This window comes from Candidatus Phytoplasma ziziphi (assembly GCF_003640545.1).
In the GTDB taxonomy this organism is placed as follows: Bacteria; Bacillota_I; Bacilli_A; order Acholeplasmatales; family Acholeplasmataceae; genus Phytoplasma; species Phytoplasma ziziphi.
Map to the genome: position 1 here is coordinate 459,493 of NZ_CP025121.1, position 22,324 is coordinate 481,816.

The 22,324-nt window shown below is 25.6% G+C and carries 17 protein-coding genes; 16 read left to right on the top strand and 1 reads right to left on the bottom strand.

Translation table 11 applies throughout. From position 1 onward, the window contains the following. Positions 1–7 precede the first annotated feature (7 nt). The 16 genes from cysS to tuf all read left to right on the top strand — a co-directional run bounded on the left by cysS (position 8) and on the right by tuf (position 20,426). Complete coding sequence (gene cysS / locus CWO85_RS02370; protein ID WP_236628356.1) at positions 8–1,324, top strand: cysteine--tRNA ligase; 1,317 nt, start codon at positions 8–10, stop codon at positions 1,322–1,324. A gap of 64 nt (positions 1,325–1,388) precedes the next feature. Next, the gene (locus tag CWO85_RS02375; RefSeq protein ID WP_161554984.1) at positions 1,389–3,686 is read left to right on the top strand and encodes an HAD-IC family P-type ATPase; all 2,298 of its coding nucleotides are present in this window, start codon (positions 1,389–1,391) and stop codon (positions 3,684–3,686) included. Between the two features lie 39 nt (positions 3,687–3,725). Beyond that, the gene (rlmB, locus tag CWO85_RS02380; protein WP_121464048.1) at positions 3,726–4,442 is read left to right on the top strand and encodes a 23S rRNA (guanosine(2251)-2'-O)-methyltransferase RlmB; all 717 of its coding nucleotides are present in this window, start codon (positions 3,726–3,728) and stop codon (positions 4,440–4,442) included. 99 nt (positions 4,443–4,541) lie between these two features. Beyond that, the gene (rpmG, locus tag CWO85_RS02385; RefSeq protein ID WP_121464049.1) at positions 4,542–4,682 is read left to right on the top strand and encodes a 50S ribosomal protein L33; all 141 of its coding nucleotides are present in this window, start codon (positions 4,542–4,544) and stop codon (positions 4,680–4,682) included. A gap of 26 nt (positions 4,683–4,708) precedes the next feature. Continuing rightward, positions 4,709–5,104, top strand: coding sequence for a hypothetical protein (locus CWO85_RS02390; RefSeq protein WP_121464050.1), 396 nt, complete (start codon positions 4,709–4,711; stop codon positions 5,102–5,104). A gap of 18 nt (positions 5,105–5,122) precedes the next feature. Next, entirely contained in the window at positions 5,123–5,731 is a 609-nt protein-coding gene (nusG, locus tag CWO85_RS02395) for a transcription termination/antitermination protein NusG (RefSeq protein ID WP_121464051.1), read from the top strand. Positions 5,732–5,908: 177 nt separating this feature from the next. Then, a complete protein-coding gene (gene rplK, locus CWO85_RS02400) occupies positions 5,909–6,334 on the top strand; it encodes a 50S ribosomal protein L11 (RefSeq protein WP_121464052.1) in 426 nt (141 codons plus the stop codon). A gap of 52 nt (positions 6,335–6,386) precedes the next feature. Then, complete coding sequence (gene rplA, locus CWO85_RS02405) at positions 6,387–7,073, top strand: 50S ribosomal protein L1 (protein ID WP_121464053.1); 687 nt, start codon at positions 6,387–6,389, stop codon at positions 7,071–7,073. 89 nt (positions 7,074–7,162) lie between these two features. After that, positions 7,163–7,651, top strand: coding sequence for a 50S ribosomal protein L10 (gene rplJ / locus CWO85_RS02410; RefSeq protein WP_121464054.1), 489 nt, complete (start codon positions 7,163–7,165; stop codon positions 7,649–7,651). Positions 7,652–7,698: 47 nt separating this feature from the next. Then, positions 7,699–8,082 (top strand): 50S ribosomal protein L7/L12, encoded by a 384-nt coding sequence (gene rplL, locus CWO85_RS02415; RefSeq protein WP_121464055.1) that lies wholly within the window; start codon positions 7,699–7,701, stop codon positions 8,080–8,082. A 144-nt stretch (positions 8,083–8,226) separates the two neighbouring features. Continuing rightward, positions 8,227–11,958, top strand: coding sequence for a DNA-directed RNA polymerase subunit beta (gene rpoB / locus CWO85_RS02420; RefSeq protein WP_121464056.1), 3,732 nt, complete (start codon positions 8,227–8,229; stop codon positions 11,956–11,958). 16 nt (positions 11,959–11,974) lie between these two features. After that, positions 11,975–16,051 carry a DNA-directed RNA polymerase subunit beta' gene (rpoC, locus tag CWO85_RS02425; RefSeq protein WP_201736608.1) on the top strand — a complete coding sequence of 1,359 codons (4,077 nt, stop codon included), beginning with the start codon at positions 11,975–11,977 and terminating at the stop codon, positions 16,049–16,051. 120 nt (positions 16,052–16,171) lie between these two features. Beyond that, entirely contained in the window at positions 16,172–16,591 is a 420-nt protein-coding gene (gene rpsL, locus CWO85_RS02430; RefSeq protein ID WP_121464058.1) for a 30S ribosomal protein S12, read from the top strand. 46 nt (positions 16,592–16,637) lie between these two features. Continuing rightward, on the top strand, positions 16,638–17,108 hold the full coding sequence (gene rpsG / locus CWO85_RS02435; RefSeq protein ID WP_121464059.1) for a 30S ribosomal protein S7: 471 nt from the start codon (positions 16,638–16,640) through the stop codon (positions 17,106–17,108). Positions 17,109–17,138: 30 nt separating this feature from the next. Continuing rightward, entirely contained in the window at positions 17,139–19,208 is a 2,070-nt protein-coding gene (gene fusA / locus CWO85_RS02440) for an elongation factor G (RefSeq protein WP_121464060.1), read from the top strand. A gap of 54 nt (positions 19,209–19,262) precedes the next feature. Further along, positions 19,263–20,426, top strand: coding sequence for an elongation factor Tu (tuf, locus tag CWO85_RS02445; protein WP_121464061.1), 1,164 nt, complete (start codon positions 19,263–19,265; stop codon positions 20,424–20,426). A 1,124-nt stretch (positions 20,427–21,550) separates the two neighbouring features. Here tuf and CWO85_RS03870 read toward each other — a convergent pair. Continuing rightward, complete coding sequence (locus CWO85_RS03870; protein ID WP_420885402.1) at positions 21,551–21,895, bottom strand: DUF2963 domain-containing protein; 345 nt, start codon at positions 21,893–21,895, stop codon at positions 21,551–21,553. Positions 21,896–22,324 lie beyond the last annotated feature (429 nt).

A 22,324-nucleotide genomic window follows, 5' to 3' on the forward strand; every position in this document is an offset into this window, starting at 1 on the left:
TTTTATTTTGAAAATTTATAATTCTTTAACTAATCAAAAAGAAAAATTTTATACATTAGAACAGAAAAAAATAAATATTTATGTTTGCGGTCCTACAGTATATGAACATTTGCATATAGGCAATATAAGGTCTTTGATTTTTTTTGATCTTGTGAAAAAATATTTTTCTATTTTAGGTTGGCAAGTTCGTTTAATAGTAAATATTACGGATATCGATGATAAAATTATTCAAAAAGCAATAGACAATGAAATGTCTGAAATTCAGATATCTCAAAAATATACAAAATATTTTTTAAATTTATTATCGAAATTAGAAATTACAACAATAGATAAACATCCTTTAGTAACTGATTATATTCCAGAAATAATATCATATATAGAGAAATTAACTCAAAAAGGATATACGTATATCATAAATGAAGGAGTTTATTTTAAATCGAATTTAATTCCTCATTATAGTTTATTAAGTGATCAAAATTTAACAAAATTAAAACAAAATTCTAGGAATATAACATTAGATGTTCAAAAAAAAAATAAAGAAGATTTTATTTTATGGAAAAAAACTAAAGTCGGAATTAAATATGATAGTCCTTGGTTTCCTGGACGACCAGGATGGCACACAGAATGCTTTGTAATGATTAATAGTATCTTTAAAAATACTATAGATATTCATGGCGGAGGAATTGATTTAAAATTTCCACATCATGCTAATGAACAATCTCAATTTTGGGCTATAGAGCAAAAAAAATTAGCTAATTTTTTTATGCATATAGGATATGTTGAATATAATAAAAATAAAATGAGTAAATCTTTAGGAAATGTTATTTTAGCGAAAGATTTATTAAATAAATTCGGTCCAAATATTATTAAAATGTTTTTTTTATCTTATCATTATTCACAACCTATTCATTATAATGATAATTCAATAGAAGAAATTAAAATAAAATATGATAAAATATTTTATACTTTAAATAAGAATAATTTTCAATTAATTTTAAATAAAATTTTTATTAAAGGCGTTGATTCGTTTTATATTGATAAATTTCATTCTTTGATGTCAAATGATTTTGATACTCCTAATGTTTTAACTTTAATTGAGGAATTATTAAAAAAAATAAATAAAACCGATGAATTAGAATATTTAGCTAGATTACAAAATACATTGATTTATTTATTGAAAAGTTTAAATATCAATGTTGTTTTAAAAAATGTTACTGAAGAACAAATTAAAATTTATTATTTATGGTTTGAAAAACATAAAAAAAAGGATTTTTCTGAATCTGATGTTTTAAGAAATATTTTAAAAAAAGATATGCTAATTTAAAAAAATATATTTTTGAAATTTTTCTTATTATATGATAAATATAGTTAAAGATGGTATATATAATATGATTAATCGAAAGAAAGATAATCAAATGAAAAGAAATGATTTGTTATTTGATATTAAAGGACTCAGTTCAGAAGAAGTAGAACAAAAAATAAAAGATAAACAAAATAATGTATTAACAAAAAATATTAATAAAAGTATTTTAGGAATTATTTTGAGTAATGTCTTTACTTTGTTTAATTTTTTATTGTTTCTAATTACTTGTCTTATTATTCATATAAAACATTTTGAAAACTTATTTTTTTTGTTTATCAATATATTAAATGTTTCTATTAATATTTTTCAAGAAGTTAAGGCGAAAAAAACCTTAGATAAAATTTCTATATTACAATTTAACCATACTAAGGTGATTAGAAATGGTTTTTTAACCGAAACGTTAATCGAAAATGTTGTTATTGATGATGTTCTTTTTTTGGAATTAGGTTCTCAAATTGTTGCTGATTCTAAAATAATAAAAGGGGTGTTAGAAGTCGATGAATCTCTTTTGACAGGAGAATCACGTTCTATTTTTAAAAAAGAAGGAGATGTTTTATATTCTGGAAGTTATGTTTTAAGCGGAAATGCTTACTCCAAAGTTTTTTGTGTAGGACACGAAATGTATATTTCTAAATTAACACAAGAAGCGAAAAAATATAAAAAAATTAAAACACCTTTGATTCAAAATTTATCTTTATTAATTTGGTTTATTTTTTGTTTATTGATTCCAACATCTTTGATTTTATATTTTTTTCCTGCAAAAATTGATATTAAACAAGATTCTTTTGTTTTAGGATTATGTGGTTTTGTTTTAGGTACTCTTCCTGCCGGATTGTTTCTTTTAACTAGTACTACTTTATTTGTAAGTTTTATTAAATTAGCTAAAAAAAAAGCTTATATGAAAGAACTTTTTGGGATAGAAATGTTAGCTATAATAGATGTCCTTTGTTTAGACAAAACAGGAACTATTACAGATGGCACTATGAAAGTAAAAAATATTTTAAAATACAAAGATTATAATTTATTTCCCGAAGATTTGTTTTTTGATATTATTAATGTTTTCCCTCAAAATAATCCGACTCAAAAAGCTTTATATCAAGAATTTTGTTCTTTGTCAAGAAAAAATCAAAAAAAAGACATTTATAAAATTTCAAAAACTCAACCTTTTTCTAGTATTAATAAATATAGCGCGGTAGAGATAGATAAAATAGGGACTTTTGTGTTAGGAGCTCCTGAATTTATTTTAAAAAAACAATTTAGTGAAATTAAAAATGATTTCCAAAAAGAAACTAAATTAGGATATCGAGTTTTGCTTTTGGCTCAAACTGATACTTCATTAGATAATATTAATGATAATACTAATTATAAAATTATATCTTTGATTTCTTTAGAAGATCAAATTAAAGAAGATGCTTTTGATATTATTAATTATTTTATTCAAAATGGTATTAGTGTCAAAATTATTTCAGGAGATAATTCCGAGACAATATCTTATATCGCTAAGAGACTGAATATTATTAAATCCTCAAAACAATCAATTAATTTAATGAATTTAGAATCAAATGAATTAGATGATGCTTCTTTGAAATATAATGTATTCGGAAGATCTACTCCGAAACAAAAACAAATAATTATTCAAAATTTAAAAAAACAAAATCATAAAGTAGCGATGATAGGCGACGGTGTTAATGATATTTTAGCCTTTAAAGAAGCGGATGTATCGATTGCTATGGCTTCAGGGAATGAAGCTTCCAAAAATACTGCTAATTTAATTTTGCTTGATTCTCAATTTCATTCTTTACCTCAAGTAGTTACTGAAGGAAGAAGAGTTATTAATAATTTACAAAAAATTTCTATTTTGTTTTTAACTAAAACAATTGTATCTTTTTTGTTAGCGTTTGTCGTTATATTGTGTAACTTTTATTATTGGTCTACTAACTCTACAACAATAATTCCATTTCCTTTAAAACCATTACAATTTAATTTAGTTGATACTTTTTTTATTGGCATTCCGTCTTTCTTTTTAGCTTTAGAAATGAATAATAAAAAAGTAAATAAATCTTTTTTTAGGATTATTTTTCACAAAGCTTTTCCTTATTCTTTATTAATAGCTTTGTTTTATTTTTCGTTAATATGTTTCACTTCCTTGAAACTAGATCAAATTTCGTTTTTATTAAGTATATTTATTGCTTGCGTCTTTTTTAATTTGTTAATATATAATTGCATCCCTTTTAATAAATGGAAAAAAATATTAATTTTTATAGTTTTTTCTGGTTTTATTTTGAGCTTTTTATTTCTTAAATTTCGTTTACAATGTTTATAATTAATTTTATTTTTTTATCTAAAGAAAGATTTATGAAAAATGATAGTTTACGGAAAAAATGTAATTAAAGAAGTTATTAAAAATAAAAGGTTAATTCATGAATTATATGTAAATTATAAAATTAAAGATAAATCTTTTTTAGATTTTTTAAATCAAAATAATATTGAATATAAATTTGTAGATAAACATCAATTAAATGAAAAAGCAAATAGTTTCGAACATCAAGGTGTTGTAGCAAAAGTTGCAAATTATGAATATCAGAATTTATTTTCTTTTTTAGATTCTGACTCTTTTAAGTCTAATCAATTTAAAAGATTTTTGATTTTAGATGAAATTCACGATCCACATAATTTTGGTGCTATTTTAAGAACTATTGAAACGTTACAATTTGATGGCGTTATTATATCTCAAAAAAATCAGGTTCTTTTGAGTGGCGCTGTAGCTAAAGCATCTAGTGGAGCTTTAGAATATGTTAATATTTTTTTAGTAGATAATTTATTTAAAACTATTATTTATTTGCAAAGTAAAGATATTGTTGTTATCGGTACTGATTCAAAAACTGATTTAAATTTAAATAAAGTAAATACAAATTGTTCTCTTGCTATTGTTTTAGGAAACGAAGGGAAAGGAATACGACCTTTATTAAAACAAAAATGTAATTTTTTAATGAAGATACCTATGAAAGGACGCATTAATTCTCTTAATGTAAGTATAGCTGCCGCTTTGATAATGTATGCATTACAAAATAAAAATTAATTTGGTAATTTTATAAATAATTTATATGTTAAAATAGTTAAAGTGATTATATTTATTTTATTATCATTTTTTTAAGGAAGATTGATTAATTTAGAGGTAATGAAAAAAAATATTTTAATTTGTAATTGTTGTTTAAGTCGTAATTATCATGTTACTGTAGCTAATCGTAGTAATCGTTTGATTTTAAAAAAATATTGTCCCCAATGCAAAAAACATGTTTTGCATGAAGAATCAAAGTAATTGATTAAGAAAAGGAAATTTTTATTATGGTATCAAAAAAAAATAAAACAGAAGAATTAATTGTTAATCCTTTATACGATATTCTTAAAAAAGAATATGGTTTTAAGAATGTTTTTTTTCTCATTTGTTCTGTTATTTCTATGGGTTTGTTAAAAACTTTATTTAAAATAAACGAGTGTGGCGAAAAAATATTTTACTCTTTTTTCACTTTATCTTTTTTTGTGTTTTTAATTAGTATTTATCCTTTTATTAAAAAAAGTATAAAAGATATTAATTTGATTGTTTGGCCTTTGTTTCATGAAATTATATTTAAAATAATAAATGTTGTTTGTTTTAGTTTGGTTTTGATAGGTATGTTTCGGTTTTTTAATTGGTTATATTCATGTATTGATCCCGTCGAAACATTAAAATCTCTAAAATAATAGAATAGATGTTTAAAAATGAAAAAAAAAGAACAAATAAATGATAAAGAAGATATTTTAGAAACTGAAACAAAATCAAAAAATGAAGAAGCTAAATGGTATATTGTCCAAACTTATTCAGGTTATGAGAATTCTGTGAGAGAAGATTTATTAAAACTGGCTAATAGTGGATTGCCCATTTCTAAATTTATTTTTGAGGTTATTTGCCCTAAAGAAAAATATTTTAAAATAAAATCTGACGGAACTAAACAAGAAAAAGAAAGAAAGATGTTTTCTGGTTATGTTTTTGTTAAAATGATTATAACTGAACACACATGGTTTGTAGTTCGTAATCTACCACAAGTAACTAATTTTTTAGGTTCTATAAAGGGTAATAATGCTAAACCGGTCCCTTTGAATGATTCCGAAATAAAACCTATTTTAATTAAGATAGGGCTTATAAAAAAACCGAGTTATGAACATTTAATTAATAAAAAAGTAGAAATTACTGGTGGTTCTTTTGTGGGGAAAATAGGTACAGTATCTTTTATAGATAGTAGCAAAAATATAATGGTAGTAGAAGTTGATTTGTTCGGGAGAAACACTCCTATCGAAATTTCTCTTTCTTCTTTCAAAGAAATTACGTAATAATATAATTATGTGAAGTTATACTATTGTTTTTTGTTATAAATTATGTTATAATTTTGGGAACTTGTTTTTCTTTATAAAATTTTTATATATAGCTTTATTTTTATAAAATTTATAAATTTTATAAATTAACGATTTTAATAAACTAATATTAATAAATGAGGTTTTATTACTATAATGGCAAAAACAGTTGTTAAAACTATTAAGTTACAAATTAATGCGGGGAAAGCTAATCCTGCTCCGCCAGTAGGTCCAGTTTTAGGACAGGCGCAAGTCAATATACCTTTATTTTGTTCTAAGTTTAACGAAGTTACTAAGGATAAGATAGGTTTTAAAATTCCTGTTGTTATTTATGTTTATGATGACAGAACTTTTGATTTCATTACTAAAACTCCGCCTGCTAGTGATCTTTTAAAAAAAGCTGCTAATATTGAAAAAGGATCATCTAATTCTAAAAAAAATAAAGTAGCTACTTTAACGAATAAACAAATAGAAGAAATTGCTAAAAACAAATCTTCTAACTTAAATTCTTATGATTTAGAACAGTCTTGCAAAATAATAAAAGGTACTGCGTCTAGTATGGGTATTGATATAGTTGAGTGATTTTTAATATTTTTTAGAAAGAATTTATGTTTTATAATAAAGTGTTTTGATTATGAAAAGAAGTAAAAAATATTTAAATATTAGTAAGTTGATAGATTGTAGTAAATTATATTCTATCGATGAGGCTATAAAATTAATAAAAAAAACTAAAGTTACTAAATTCGATTCTACTGTAGAATGCAATTTATCTTTACAGTTGGATTCTAAAAAAGCAGATCAAAATTTACGTGGAGCTTTGGTTTTACCTCACGGAAGTGGTAAAAAACTAAAAATCGCTGTATTAGCAAAAGGCGCTAAAGTTAAAGAAGCTGAAGAAGCAGGCGCTGATTATGTTGGTGATCAAGATTTAGTTGAACGTATTTCTAAAAATTGGTTAGGCTTCGATGTTTTGATAGCTACACCAGATATGATGCCTTCGATTTCTAAATTAGGAATTATTTTAGGACCTCGTCGTTTAATGCCTAATTTAAAATTAGGAACTGTAACAGATAATGTTTTTAAAATAGTTCAAGAAATTAAAAAAGGTAGAATAGAATATAGATTAGATAAAAATGGCAATTTACATACCATTTTAGGAAAAATTTCTTTTAAAGAAGAAGATTTATTAGATAATTTTAAATTTTTATATGAACATTTAATATCTATTAAACCTAAGACAGCGAAAAGTAATTTTATCAAATCAATAACTATTTCCACAACAATGGCGCCGGGTATTAAAGTTGATTTCGCTTCTGTTTAAAAATATAAATTTAAAAATATAAAGAATTTATTTTTAAATTTAGTATTTTTAAAAATTAAGAATAAAAAATAATAAGGATTATTATTGTTATGACAAATCTGGCTATTATTGAACAAAAAAGAACTGATGTAGATTTATTAATTCAAAATATTAAAAAATCGGACATAATTATTTTGTTTGAGTATCAAGGAATAAAAGTAAGTGATTTAACTGAATTACGTGTTGAATTACAAAAACAGAATAGTATGATTAGAGTATATTCTAATAATATATTAAAAAGAGCTTTTAAATCAGCTGATTATAATGAATTATCGGATTTATCTAAATATTCTAAAGCTTTATTGTTGAGTTCGGGTGATTCTATGGAACCCATCAAAATTTTATTCAATTTTGTTCAAAAAAATAAATTTTTAAAAATTGTTAAAGGTATTATTGATAATAAAATATATTCTTGTAATGTTATTAATGATATAGCAGTTTTACCTTCTAAAGAGCATGTATTAGCTATGTTATCATCAGGAATGATGTTCGCTTTAAGAGAATTAACAATTAGTTTAAATATGTTATTAAATAAATAATTTGTTTAATTTTTTAAAATTTAAATATGATAAAGGAGTTTGGCGCAATGGCTAAATTAACTAAAGAAGTTTTTATAGAAGCTTTAAAAAGCATGACTTTATTAGAAATTAAAGAATTAGTAGATGGTATAAAAGAAGAGTTCGGAGTTGATCCTTCTAATTTAGTATCTTCTAATTCAAATGTTTCGGATTCCCAAGGAGAAAAAGTAGAAAAAACTAAAGCTACAGTTATTCTTAAAACTTTCGGAGATGCTGGCAAGAAAATTGCGATTATTAAAGAAATTCGTGAAATAACTGGTTTAGGAATACTTGACGCTAAAAAATTAGCGGAAACACCTAATGCTGTTATTAAAAAAGATCTTGAAAAAGCAGAAGCTGAAGAAATAAAGAATAAATTAGAAAAATTAGGCGCTACGGTTGAATTGGAATAATTTTTTTAAACTGAGCTATTTTTTTAATTGAAAACCTAAGATATAATTTTTCTTAGGTTTTTATTTTCTTATATTTGATTTATTTTTTAGATTTTTGTTTTTAAAAAAAAGAATAGTTTATTATATGGGTTGGAGCTTAAAAAAATGAAGAGATATTGTAATATCAAATACGGTACTAAAGCAGAACGTCGTAATTATTCTAAAATGAATTATGATTTTGAATTACCTAATTTAATAAAAACACAAATGGATTCTTTTGATTTATTTTTAAAAAAAGGAATTCAAGAGGCTTTAAATGATATTTCTCCTATACAAAGTTATAACGGTAATTTAAAATTGTATTTTGATGATTTTTATTTAAATGAACCTAAATTAGACATTAAAGAAGCTAAAAAAAGAGATTTTAGTTATTTTTCTGAATTATTTGTTAATGTGAGATTAGAAAACGTTTCTACTGGAGAAATTAAAAAAAGTCGAGTTTTAATGACAGAATTACCTTTAATGACTCCTTCGGGAACTTTTATAATTAACGGAACAGAAAGAGTAATTATATCTCAAATTATACGTTCATCAGGTACCTATTTTACTGAAAAATTTGATTCTAAATTAAATAAAGTTCGTTATGAAGCCCAAATTATTCCTACAAGGGGGGCTTGGATTGAATACGAACAAAGCAATAAAGACATTCTTTATGCTAAATTAGATCATTCAAAAAAAATTCCTTTAATTAAATTTATTAATGTTTTAGGTTTTAATAGCAAAGAAGAAATAATATCTGTTTTTGGGGAAAACCCTCTTTTAGAATTAAGTTTTAATAAAAATGATGAGTTAAACACAAATGATGCTATTATAGAATTATATTCTAAATTAAATCAAGGCGAAAAAGTTTCTGTTAAATCTGCTCGTGAATTTATTAGCAAAAGATTATTTGATCGTAAAAAATATGATTTATCTTTTGTAGGTAGATATAAACTTAATAAAAAATTAGATGTTTTGAATAGAATTGAAAAAACTTTTTTAGCATATGATTTGAAAGATATTGATACTGGAGAAGTTTTGCTTCCTAAAGGGACTTTATTAACAAAAGATATTATTGAGGAATTAAAAACTAAAAGACATCATTTTAGAAAACAATTAATTAATTCTAAGATGAATTTAGAAAATGAAGTCGATGAAGAAGAAAATATTTTTACTTATAAAAAAGACGATTCTAAGGACGACATTTATATAAAAGACAATATTTTTCATATTTTGACAGGAGAGATTTTAGTTGAAGAAGATACTTTATTAAATGATGAAGTAAAAGAAATTTTACAACAAAATAGAGATAATTTAGAAGAATCTGTTATAGATTTTTTTCTAGAAAATAATAATTTTTATGAAAATGAAAAAGAAACTCAAAGCAAAAATATTTTAAATGAAGTTTTAGTTATTTATTTTTTAGATGATAACGATAATAAACGTTTTATTAAAGTAATAGGTAATAATCAAGATGAAAAAGGAAAAAATATTTTTTTATCTGATATTATCGCTAGTATTAGTTATTATTTGAATTTATATCAAAATATAGGTAAAAAAGACGATATTGACTACTTAGGTAATAGAAGATTAAGATTAGTAGGAGAATTATTACAAAATCAATTTCGTATTGGTTTGTCTAGATCTGAAAAAAATATTAAGGATAGGATGTCAACTAGTAAATTCGAAACAACAACAACTAGCGGATTAGTTAATTTTTCTTCTTTAGCGATAGTTATTAAAAGGTTTTTCGGAAGTTCACGTTTATCTCATTTCATGGACCAAATTAATCCTTTAGCTGAATTAACTCAAAAAAGAAAAATTTCTGCTTTAGAAACCGGTGGCATTGATCGTGATCGCGCAGGTGTCGAAGTAAGAGATGTGCATAATTCTTATTATGGAAGATTATGTCCTATAGAAACACCAGAGGGCCCTTCTATTGGCTTGATTTCTTCTTTATCTACTTATGCTCAAGTAGATCAATATGGTTTTATTAAAACTCCTTTTTTTAAAGTGATTCATACCGATGGTTCACATAGAGTATCTAAAGATTTTAAATATTTAACTTCTATTCAGGAAGAAGAACAAATTATTGCTTCAGCAGATACTATTTTAAATGAAGACAATACTTTTCAAAAAAATAAAATTATCGCTAGAAAAAATGGAGAAACAGGTCTTTATGATGTTTCAAAAGTTAATTATATAGATGTTTCGCCTAAACAAATAGTTTCTGTAGCAACTTCTACTATTCCTTTTTTAGAACATAATGATGCTTCTAGAGCTTTAATGGGAACAAATATGCAACGCCAAGCTTTACCTTTATTGATTACAGATTCTCCTATTGTAGGTACAGGAATCGAGCATAGAGTAGTAAAAGATTCTGGTTGTTTGGTTTTATCTGAAAAAGACGGGTTTGTTTCTTATGTTGATTCTCAAAAAATTATCATTAAGTCTGATGATGAAACAGAAAAAGTTTATAAATTAACTTCTTTTGCTAAATCAAATCAAAATACTTTGATTTTGCATAAACCTATTGTTAAAAAAAATGAATTTGTTAATAAAGGTGATATTATAGCTGATGGTCCGGCCACTGATAAAGGTGAATTAGCTTTAGGAAAAAATATAACCGTAGCTTTTATGACTTGGGATGGTTATAATTATGAAGATGCTATTATTATGTCAGAAGATTTAGTTCGTAATGACGTTTATACTTCTGTTCATATTACTAAATACGAAATTTATGCAAGAGAATTAAAAAAAGGCGCGGGTAAAGAAGAGATTACTCGTGAAGTTCCTAATGTAAGTGCTGAAGCTATTAAAAATTTAGATCACAGAGGAATTATTATTCCAGGGTCAGAAGTTAAAGAAGGCGATATTTTAGTGGGGAAAATAATTCCGCAAGGAACTTTTGAACCTTTACCTCATGAAAAATTAATTCACACTATTATAGGAGAAAAAGCACGTGATTATAAAGATGCTTCTTTGAGAGTTCCTTTTGGAAAAGCAGGAGTTGTTCAAAGTGTCGAATATTTATCTGTTTCTGATGGCGATGTTTTATCCACACCAGGTGTAAATCAAAGTGTTAGAGTTTATATTGCTCAAAAAAGAAAAATTAAAGAAGGCGATAAAATAGCAGGGCGACACGGTAATAAAGGTGTAATTTCTCGTATTTTACCCAAAGAAGATTTGCCTTATATGGCTGATGGTACAACTATTGATATTATGTTGAATCCTTTAGGTGTTCCTAGTAGGATGAATATCGGACAAATTTTAGAAATGCATTTAGGTTTAGCTGCTAAAAAATTAGGTATTAAAGTAGCTACTCCAGTTTTTGATGGCGCCGATAATGAAGATTTGAAAGATATTATGAAAGAAGCTAATTTATCTTTAGATGGCAAAATGACTTTATATGATGGTAGAACTGGCGAACCCTATGATAACCCTATTTCTGTAGGTACATTATATATGATTAAATTATCACATATGGTAGATGATAAGTTACATGCTAGAAATGTAGGTCCTTATACTTTAATAACAAATCAAGCTACTCGTGGTCAAGGAAGTAGCGGTCCAGGCGGACAAAGAATTGGGGAAATGGAAGTATGGAGTTTATATGGTTACGGTGCAGCTTATACTTTAAGAGAGTTTTTAACTGTCAAAAGTGATGATATAATAGGACGTAATAAAACTTATAATGCTATAGTTAATGGGTTGCCTTTACCTAAACCTTCTATTCCTGAAAGTTTTAGAGTATTTTCTAAAGAATTACAATCTTTAGGTTTACATGTGGAACTTATCGAAGCTAATACTCATGAGAATAAAGTTAATCATTCTTTAGTTAATCAAAACAAGGAGTAAAATCTATCAACTAATTATGGAAATAAATGATAAAATTGAAAATTGTAATGTTTCTGAATCAACCGTAGAATCATTAAAATTAATCGGAATTAATTTTTTGGAAGATTTTAATTCTTATACTTTATCAGATTTACAATCTTTATTAAATGAAGATTGTTTTTTTGACATTATTCCTGTTTTAAAAAAAAATTTTTTACCTGAAAATTTAGAAAATTTAAATTTAATAAATGATATTATTGTGATTTTATATAATAATAAAATTAAGACATGTCGTGATCTTTTGACAGCTGATCTTAATTTTATATATCGTTTATTTGAAAAAGAAAACCCTTCTTATTTCGAAGATATTAAAAAATTGTTTTCTTTATATAAATATAATTTTGAAACAAAAATTAATGTTGAAAATAAAAAATCTGATGAACCAGTTTCTTTTAAAAAAAAATATGGAAGTCGTGAATATGATTATTTTAAAATCCGTTTAGCTTCTCCTGATGAAATTAGAAAATGGTCTTATGGTGAAATCGTTAATTATGAAACTATTAATTATCGTACTGCTAAACCGGAACTGGGAGGACTTTTTTGTCCAAAAATTTTCGGCCCTTATAAAGATTTTCAATGCGCTTGTTTAAAAAAAAAATTATCAAAAACTTTTAACATTTGTCCTAAATGTGGTGTCGAAATAACAGAACAAAAAGTACGTCGTGAAAGAATGGGACATATAGAGTTAGCTGCTTGTGTTGTACACACCTGGTATTTAAATAGTTCTCCGAGTAGATTAGCTATTATTTTAGGAATGAAAGCTAAAGAATTATTAGAGATAGTTTACTATGTTTCTTATATTGTTATGTCTCCTGGGAATACAAATTTAGAAAAAGGACAGCTTATATCAGAAGTTCAATACGGCCATTATTTAGAAAACGGCAGCAACTTTGTCGCTTTAACAGGAGCAACAGCTGTTAAAGAAATGTTGAAGGAACTAGATTTAAACGCTAAAATAGAAGAATTAAAGATTCTTTTAAAACATATTTCGAAACAAAAAAGAGATAATATTATTAAGAGATTAGAGATTCTTATATCTTTACAACAATCCGATAATAAACCTGAATGGATGGTTTTAGATGTTTTACCAATTCTTCCTGCCGATTTAAGACCTATTGTTCCTTTAGATGCAGGACGTTTTGCGACTACTGATATAAATGATTTATATAGAAGGATTTTAAATCGTAATAATCGTTTAAAAAAACAAATTAAACAAAGAGCTCCTAGATTAATTATTAAAAATGAAAAAAGAATGTTACAAGAAGCTGTAGATGTTTTATTTGATAATGTTAAAGTTAATAAAAAAAATAATTCTAATATGGAAAAAAATAAAACATTAAAATCTTTATCAGAAATGTTAAGGGGGAAACAAGGACGTTTTCGCCAAAATCTTTTAGGAAAAAGGGTTGATTATTCAGGAAGATCAGTTATTATTGTTGGTCCAGAATTAAAAATTCATCAATGTGGACTGCCAAGAACAATGGCTGTTATTTTATTCAAACCTTTTATTCTGAATAAATTGCAAGAAGTTAAAGGAATTGATAGAAGAAGTGCAACAGCTTTATACGAAAAAATGAATGAATATGTTTTTGAAGTTTTAGAAGAAGTTGTTAAAGAACATCCTGTTTTATTAAATAGAGCGCCTACTTTGCATCGTTTAGGGATTCAAGCTTTCGAACCGAAATTAATTGATGGTAAAGCTATTAAATTGCATCCTTTAGTAACACCAGCTTTTAATGCTGATTTTGATGGCGATCAAATGGCTGTTTATTTGCCTCTTTCTTTAGAAGCACAAGCGGAAGCTCGCTTGTTGATGTTAGTTTCTAATAATATTTTAGATCCTAAAAATGGTAATCCAGTTTTATCTCCTTCACAAGATATGGTTTTAGGTAATTATTATTTAACCATTGAAGAAAAAAAAGATCGTGTTATAAATGGTTTTGAATCAGAAAAAAGAACAAAAGAACACAAACATAAACATCGTAACGAAGGCAAAATTTTCTTTGATTTAAAAGAAGCAGAATTAGCGTTTTATAATAAAGAAATTCATTTGCATACAAAAATTTTAGTTCAAACAAAAAATATTAATTCTTATTTTACTTCTGAGCAAAAAGAAAAATATTTAATAACTACTTTAGGAAAATTAATTTTTAATAGTATTTTACCTTCTGATTTTAATTATATTCAAGAACCAACTCTTTTTAATTTGGAAGTTAAAACTCCAGAATGTTATTTTATTTCCAAAGGTATAAATCCTAAAAATATTTTAGCTGAATCATTATATATCGAACCTTTCAAAAAAAGATTTGTATCTCTGATTATAGATTGTGTTTTCAAAAAAAGCAATATTACCGAAACATCTAAAATGTTAGATAATATTAAAGATTTAGGATTTAAATATTCTACTATTTCCGGAATTACCATTTCTCATAATGATATTAATGTTTATTCTCAAAAAGAAAAATTATTAGATGTAACTGAAAATAAAATAACAGAAATAGAAAAATTTTATGATAATGGTTTTTTAACAATTTCAGAAAAGAAAAATTTAGTTATTCAAGAATGGAAAGTCGTCCGTGATAAAATACAAGAAGGATTAATGAAAGAATTTGATAAAGACAATAATTTATTCATGATAAGCGATAGTGGTGCTCGTGGAAATACTTCAAATTTTTCTCAATTATCGGGAATGAGAGGATTAATGAATAGTCCTAAAGGAGAAATTTTAGAAATTCCTGTTAAAACTTCTTTTAAAGAAGGATTGACAGTTTCTGAATTTTTCATTTCTACACATGGCGCTCGTAAAGTTTCTACCGATACCGCTTTAAAAACAGCAGAATCAGGATATTTAACACGTAGATTAGTGGACGTAGCTCAAGATAATATCATCACTATAGAAGATTGTGGTAGCGATAAAGGTTTATTTATTAAATCGATCAAAAGAAATGATAAAGAAATTATTTCTTTAGGACAACGTATTTTTAGTCGTTTTGCTGCTGAAGATATTTTAGATGTTAAAACAGGCCGTACTATAATTAAAAAGAATGAAATGATTGATAAAGAAATTGTCGCTAAAATTAACTCTTTAGGTATAGAACAAGTTAAAATTAGAAGTGTTTTAACATGTAATGCAGAATATGGTATTTGTGCTAAATGTTACGGTTTAAATTTAGCTAATAATAAAAATGTTGAAATAGGAGAAGCTGTTGGAGTAATAGCAGCTCAGTCTATTGGCGAACCTGGTACGCAATTAACAATGAGAACTTTTCATACAGGCGGAGTTTTAGCGGTTTCTGATATCACTCAAGGTTTACCAAGGATTCAAGAATTATTTGAAGTCAGAAAACCTAAAGGAAAAGCTGTTATCAATGAATATGATGGCGTTGTAAAAGACATTAAAAATATAAATTCTTATTCACCGCAAATTATTATTATGCCTGATTACGATAAAGACATAACATATGTTTATGATGTTTTTTCTAATTCAGAAATTTTAATCCAAAAAGGCATGCGTGTTTATGCTGGTCAAAAGTTAACAACAGGATCTATTGATTTAAAAGAATTATTAAGAATTACTAGCGTAGAAGAAACGCAAAAATATATTTTAGAAGAAGTTCAAAAAGTATATCAATCTCAAAGTGTTACCATTAGTGATAAACATATAGAAATTATTATATATCAAATGTTTAAACAAATTTTAGTTATTTATGAAGGAGATACTGATTTTTTACCAGGAACCGAAGTTTCTATTAAACAATTTAAAAAAGTTAACTTACAAATGTTGAGACAAAATAAATCTTTAGCTGTAGGTCGACCTGTTTTATTAGGAATTACAAGATCTTCTTTAAAAAGCGGTTCTTTCCTTTCAGCCGCTTCTTTTCAAGAAACAACTAAGATTTTAATTGACGCCGCTATTAAAGGTCAATCAGATTATTTATATGGTTTAAAAGAAAATGTTATTGTAGGAGGATTAATTCCTGCAGGCACAGGAATTTTAGATCATCATAATTTTAATTATCCTTGTGAAAAGATAAAAAATGATACGGAGTTATAATTATATTGTTTTTTGTTTTAAAAAAAGTTATAATTATAATATGACAAATTTCGTTTATAATTATTAAAAACTTAATATTAATAAAAATATATTATTTTGAAAAGGAGATTTTATATTAAGATGCCTACTATTGCTCAGTTAATTAAAAAAAGAAGGATTGATAAAACTTATAAAAGTAAATCACCATCTTTAAGATATAGTTTTAATAGTTTAAAGAAAAAAATTAAAAAATATAATTCTCCTCAAAAATCAGGCGTTTGTATTAAAGTTTCGACTATGACACCAAAAAAACCTAATTCTGCTTCAAGAAAATTTGCTAGACTTAGATTAAGTAATGGCACTGAGGTCAATGCTTATATTCCAGGAATAGATCATTCTTTGCAAGAACATAGTGTTGTTTTAGTTCGCGGCGGAAGAGTTAAAGATTTACCTGGAGTACGTTATCATATAGTTAGAGGAGCTTTAGATGCCACTGGCGTCGCTAATAGAAAACAAGGGCGTTCTAAATATGGTTCTAAAAGAGTTGTTAATAAAAAGTAAAAAAAATATAATTAATAAAAATTTTAAAAAGGTAAGGTTTTTTTAAATGTCACGTAAAAAACGTATTTATAGAAAAAATTTATCACCGGATCCTGTTTATAATTCTAAGTTAGTAACTAAAATTATAAATACTATTATGAAAGACGGTAAAAAAGAAGTCGCTAAATCTATTTTATACGGCGCTTTTGATAGAGTCAAAGAAATAACTAAAAGAGATCCGATAGATGTTTTTAATGAAGCTTTGGGTAATATTATGCCTATTTTAGAAGTGCGTACACGTACTATAGGAAGTCAAAATTATCAAGTTCCTTCAGAAGTTCGTCCTGAAAGACGTCAATCTTTAGGTTTAAGATGGTTGATTCAATATTCTCAAAAAAGAAATGAAAAAACTATGAAAGAGAAATTAGCAAAAGAAATTATTGATGCTTCTTCAAAAACAGGAATAACAGTTAAAAAACGAGAAGATACTCATCGTATGGCCGAAGCTAATAAAGCTTTTGCGCATCATCGTTGGTAAGATATACGACAATATTAAGGAGTAATTTTTATGGGACGCCAATTCAAAATTGATAAAATACGTAATATAGGCATTATGGCGCATATTGATGCCGGAAAAACAACTACAACAGAAAGAATTTTATTTCATACTGGTAAAATACATAAAATAGGCGAAACTCATGAAGGCGCTTCACAAATGGATTGGATGGAACAAGAGCAAGAAAGAGGAATTACAATTACTTCCGCAGCTACAACTATTTTTTGGAAAGATAATAAAATTCAAATTATTGATACTCCTGGCCATGTAGATTTTACAGTTGAAGTTTCACGTTCTTTAAGAGTTTTAGATGGAGCAGTAGTTGTTATAGATGCTCAAGCAGGAGTCGAACCACAAACAGAAACTGTTTGGCGACAAGCAACAGAATACAAAGTCCCTAGAATTGTTTTTGTCAATAAGATGGACAAGGTAGGAGCAGATTTTGAATACGCTATTGGTACTTTAAAACAAAGATTAGGTGTCAAAGTAGCCGCTATTCAATGGCCTATCGGAAAAGAAAGTAATTTTATTGGTATTATTGATTTATTGGAAATGACTGCTTTTAAATATAATAATAATTCTTTTTCAGAAGATGGCGAATTTATAGATATACCTCAAGATTTATTAGAAATAGCTACTCAAAAAAGACAAGAATTAATAGAATTATTATCTGAATTTGATGATGATTTAATGGAACTTTTTTTTCAAAATAAAGAAATTAGCGCCGATGTTTTAAAGAAAGTTATTAGAAAAGCTACTTTAACTGTTAATTTTTTTCCTGTTTTATGTGGTTCTGCTTTTAAAAATAAAGGAGTTTTGAAAATCTTAGATGCTATGATTGATTATCTTCCTTCTCCTATCGATGTCCCAGCCATAATAGGTTTAGATGTTAATGATAATGAAGTAATTCGTAAAGCTTCTGATGACGAACCCTTTACTGCTTTAGCTTTTAAAATTATGACTGATCCATTTGTAGGACGTTTGACTTTTTTAAGAATTTATTCTGGTGTTTTAAAAACTGGAATTTATGTTAAAAATGCATCAAAAAATTTTAAAGAGCGTATAGGACGTTTATTACAAATGCATGCCAACAAAAGAGAAGAAATTCAGGAAGCTACGGCTGGAGATATCGTAGCTGTTATAGGTTTAAAAAATACTACTACTGGAAATACTTTAACTTCAGAAAATGATTTTGTTATTTTAGAATCTATGAATTTTCCTGAACCAGTTATAGAAATTGCTTTAGAACCTAAAACTAAAAATGATCAAGATAAAATTTCTATTGCTTTAAGTAAATTAGCGGAAGAAGATCCTACTTTTAAGGTTTATATTAACCATGAAACAGGGCAAACTATTATTGCTGGAATGGGCGAGTTACATCTTGATATTATTATGGATCGTTTAAAACGAGAATTCAAAATACAAGCTAATGTAGCTAAACCACAAGTAGCTTATAGAGAAACTTTAACTCAAGTTACAGAGACAGAAGGAAAATTTATACGTCAATCTGGAGGACGAGGTCAATACGGTCATGTTTGTATTCGTTTTGAGCCTAACGAAGGTAAGGGATTTGAATTTGTAAATAAAATTGTTGGTGGTTCTGTTCCTCGTGAATATATTCCTGCTGTAAAAAAAGGGTTAGAAGAATCTTTAAGTAATGGTATTATTGCTGGATTTCCTTTTATAGATGTAAAAGCGATTTTATTTGATGGTTCTTATCATGATGTCGATTCATCAGAAATTGCTTTTAAAATTGCAGCTTCTATCGCTTTAAAAGAAACAAAAAAAAATGGTGGTTTAGTTCTTTTAGAACCTATTATGGATGTAGAAGTGATAACTCCTGATAATTATGTAGGGAATGTTATTGGCGATTTAACATCTAGAAGAGGAAAATTAGAAAATCAAGAAAATCGCGGAAATGCAGTTGTTATTAGAGCTTTCGTCCCTTTATCTGAAATGTTTGGATATGTGACTAATTTACGTTCTAATACACAAGGCAGAGCGAGTTTTGTTATGCAGTTCGCTAGATATGCTAAAACGCCAAATAATATTACTGAAAATATTATTAAAGAGCGTAATTAATATATAATATTTATGTAAAAGATAAAAAAATAAAAAAAAAGGAGGCCTTTTAAAATGGCTGAAATATTTTCAAGAGACAAGGTGCATGTAAACGTAGGAACTATTGGTCATGTAGATCATGGTAAAACTACTTTAACTTCTGCAATAACTAATTATTTATCAGGTCAAGGATTAGCGCAAAAACACAATTACGAACAAATAGATAAATCACCTGAAGAAAAAGAACGTGGTATTACAATTAACGCTTCGCACATAGAATATCAAACGGATAAAAGACATTATGCTCACATAGATTGTCCTGGGCATGCAGATTATATTAAGAACATGATCACAGGAGCTGCGCAAATGGATGCAGGTATTTTAGTAGTTTCTGCTGTAGATGGAGTAATGCCTCAAACAAAAGAGCATATTTTACTTGCTAAACAAGTAGGAGTTCCTAAATTAGTAGTTTTTTTAAACAAATGTGATTTAGTAGAAGATAAAGATATTTTTGAATTAATAGAATTAGAAATTAGAGATGTTTTAAGTTCTAATGGTTTTGATGGTGATAACATACCTATTATTCAAGGTTCTGCTTTACGTGTTGAAGGTATAAAAGAATTACTTGACACTTTGGACACATATGTTGAGGACCCAATACGTGATTTAGACAAATCTTTCTTAATGCCTATCGAAGGCGTTATTAACGTAAAAGGAAGAGGAACTGTTGCTACAGGACGTGTTGAAAGAGGACAAATAAAACTTTCTGAAGAAGTTGAAATTGTAGGTATTAAAGAAACTAAAAAATCTACAGTAACTGGTTTGCAAATGTTTCATAAAAATTTAGATAAAGAAGGCGCTTTTGCCGGCGATAATATTGGTATTTTGTTACGTGGTGTCAATTACAAAGATATTCAACGTGGTCAAGTTATATCAAAACCAGGTTCTGTAAAACCTTATTCTAAATTTGTAGCTAAAATTTATATTCTTACAGCTAAAGAAGGCGGAAGAAGTACTTTCTTCGGAGATAATTATCGTCCACAATTTTATGTAAGAACTGCTAGTGTGACTGGTGTAATTGAATTAAAAGACGGTCTTAAAATAGTAAATCCAGGTGATTTAGTAGAACTTATTGTTACTTTAATTCATCCAGTAGCTATTGAGGAAGGAACAAGTTTTTCTGTACGTGAAGGTGGAAGAACTATCGGAGCTGGAACTGTTATTAAAATCATAGAATAATTATATAAATTGTATATATTTAAATTTATAATTAATTTATTTAATTTTGATAGAAAACTCATTGTATTTTATTACAGTGAGTTTTTTTATTATCTGTATAAAAAAATGCCGAAATTAATCAAAAATAGAAACAAAATTTTATTTATTTTTATCAAAGTAGAGAAGACTTTTATTTTTATATTTTTATAAAATTTATAAATATGAAAAAAATAAAGATTATAAATTGTCACGCTCAATATAAACGTAATAATGCAAATTACCACCAAAAATCAAACTTAAAAACTAAAATTTGAGTTTGATTTTTTTTATTGTCAAAATTCGGATACAAAGGATAAGAAAAACAAAAAATAAATGATAAATGTAAACTCTAAAAATTTATATCGAAGGAATGTTTTAAATTATTAAAAACATTTTTAGTTTTCGAAATTCGATTACATAAACAAATCAATAATAATTTTAATTCGGAAAAGAATACATTTTATCTCAGTTATAATTCTATTTATGAATGTTACGAATTTTTAGAAGAAATGAACTAATATAAAAAAGATTTACCTTTTTAAATTGAATTTATAGACAAATTAGAAAGTAAATATAATTATAGGTTGGCAGCTCTATTTGATAATTTAAAAAAACTAGTATTTCTTTAATACTAATTTTATTTTTATATTTATTAATTAAAGTAATTAAATAATTTTTTGTAAAATTAAATTGGTTAATAATTTATTTTTGTAATTCATTTAAATTGATATTTTGAAATCTTTTTTTGTGAATTGCCATCAACTATTATATATTAATTTATCGTTTTTTATGCTAAAATTAAAAGCTTTTTCTATTTCATTTTTACCTTTTATTTTTATAATAAATTTATTTTATATTAAAGATTGTATTTTAACTATTTGTTCGAAAATAAAAGCTGGAACAACCTTCTTTTATTGATTGTCTAATAATTTATTTCATGTTTTTTAAAATTTTAATTTTACCTTTATAAGGTAAATTATTTAAATAATTTAAATTTTTATTAATCTATTTAAATTCGTAAGGAATAGTCATCAGTGAATAGTTCAACTTCATGATAACTAGTCATTTCTAAATTTTCTAAATTTTCGTTTTTTGTGCCCTCATAATCATAAAAAAACTTTATTAATCAATCGATTTGTTTTTGAATAAAAGTTAATAAATTTTATGTTTTTACCATTAATTTTGTAAAAAATATTTTTAATTATTTTTCTAGTAAGCGAATTATAATTAATAGTATAATTTTTTGTTTGGCTATCTAATTTAAAAGCAATTAGTTTAATGAAATTTTCAGTAAATTTTCCATAGGTAACAAAATATTGTGTTGTTAAAACACGGTTAAATCGGAATGTCTTTTGTGTTATATACGTTCCAGTATATTTATCATAATCAAAAATAAATTTAATTTTTGCTCTATCGTTCCAAAATTGAAATTGTTGATGTAATTTTTTTATTTCGTTCTAAATAATAATTGATATAATCTATTGTTTTATTTGTTCTTTTAAATATTTTTTTAAAATCATTTGTAATTAATGTGTTAATAATTTTTTTTCTCCTTTATTTTTTTAATTTATTTATTTTACAAATTGTATTAATTAAAACTTGTTAAATTAAATTCATTTCTTTATTTTATTTATTTTTTGTAAATATGTGATTTCGTCTTTATTTATTGTTTTTATTTTTTTTATTATGTTAAATCGCTTTCAAAATTTTAACCTCTTTTTTTCTTGTTTGGATTTTTTCCTATATAAAAAGAAAAAAGCCAAACTATTTATTTTTCAATAAATAATTTGGCTTTCCGAATTAGTAATTTTAAAAAAGTATTAAATTATCAAGCAGTAAAAAGTAGTAAAAAGCATTGAAAATAAGAAAAATGAAAAAAA

Bases quoted from the DNA above. Each gene is read 5' to 3' on its own strand.
- CWO85_RS02375 (WP_161554984.1), top strand. From the start codon at position 1,389: ATGATTAATCGAAAGAAAGATAATCAAATGAAAAGAAATGATTTGTTA.
- rlmB (WP_121464048.1), top strand. From the start codon at position 3,726: ATGATAGTTTACGGAAAAAATGTAATTAAAGAAGTTATTAAAAATAAA.
- rpmG (WP_121464049.1), top strand. From the start codon at position 4,542: ATGAAAAAAAATATTTTAATTTGTAATTGTTGTTTAAGTCGTAATTAT.
- CWO85_RS02390 (WP_121464050.1), top strand. From the start codon at position 4,709: ATGGTATCAAAAAAAAATAAAACAGAAGAATTAATTGTTAATCCTTTA.
- nusG (WP_121464051.1), top strand. From the start codon at position 5,123: ATGAAAAAAAAAGAACAAATAAATGATAAAGAAGATATTTTAGAAACT.
- rplK (WP_121464052.1), top strand. From the start codon at position 5,909: ATGGCAAAAACAGTTGTTAAAACTATTAAGTTACAAATTAATGCGGGG.
- rplA (WP_121464053.1), top strand. From the start codon at position 6,387: ATGAAAAGAAGTAAAAAATATTTAAATATTAGTAAGTTGATAGATTGT.
- rplJ (WP_121464054.1), top strand. From the start codon at position 7,163: ATGACAAATCTGGCTATTATTGAACAAAAAAGAACTGATGTAGATTTA.
- rplL (WP_121464055.1), top strand. From the start codon at position 7,699: ATGGCTAAATTAACTAAAGAAGTTTTTATAGAAGCTTTAAAAAGCATG.
- rpoB (WP_121464056.1), top strand. From the start codon at position 8,227: ATGAAGAGATATTGTAATATCAAATACGGTACTAAAGCAGAACGTCGT.
- rpoC (WP_201736608.1), top strand. From the start codon at position 11,975: ATGGAAATAAATGATAAAATTGAAAATTGTAATGTTTCTGAATCAACC.
- rpsL (WP_121464058.1), top strand. From the start codon at position 16,172: ATGCCTACTATTGCTCAGTTAATTAAAAAAAGAAGGATTGATAAAACT.
- rpsG (WP_121464059.1), top strand. From the start codon at position 16,638: ATGTCACGTAAAAAACGTATTTATAGAAAAAATTTATCACCGGATCCT.
- fusA (WP_121464060.1), top strand. From the start codon at position 17,139: ATGGGACGCCAATTCAAAATTGATAAAATACGTAATATAGGCATTATG.
- tuf (WP_121464061.1), top strand. From the start codon at position 19,263: ATGGCTGAAATATTTTCAAGAGACAAGGTGCATGTAAACGTAGGAACT.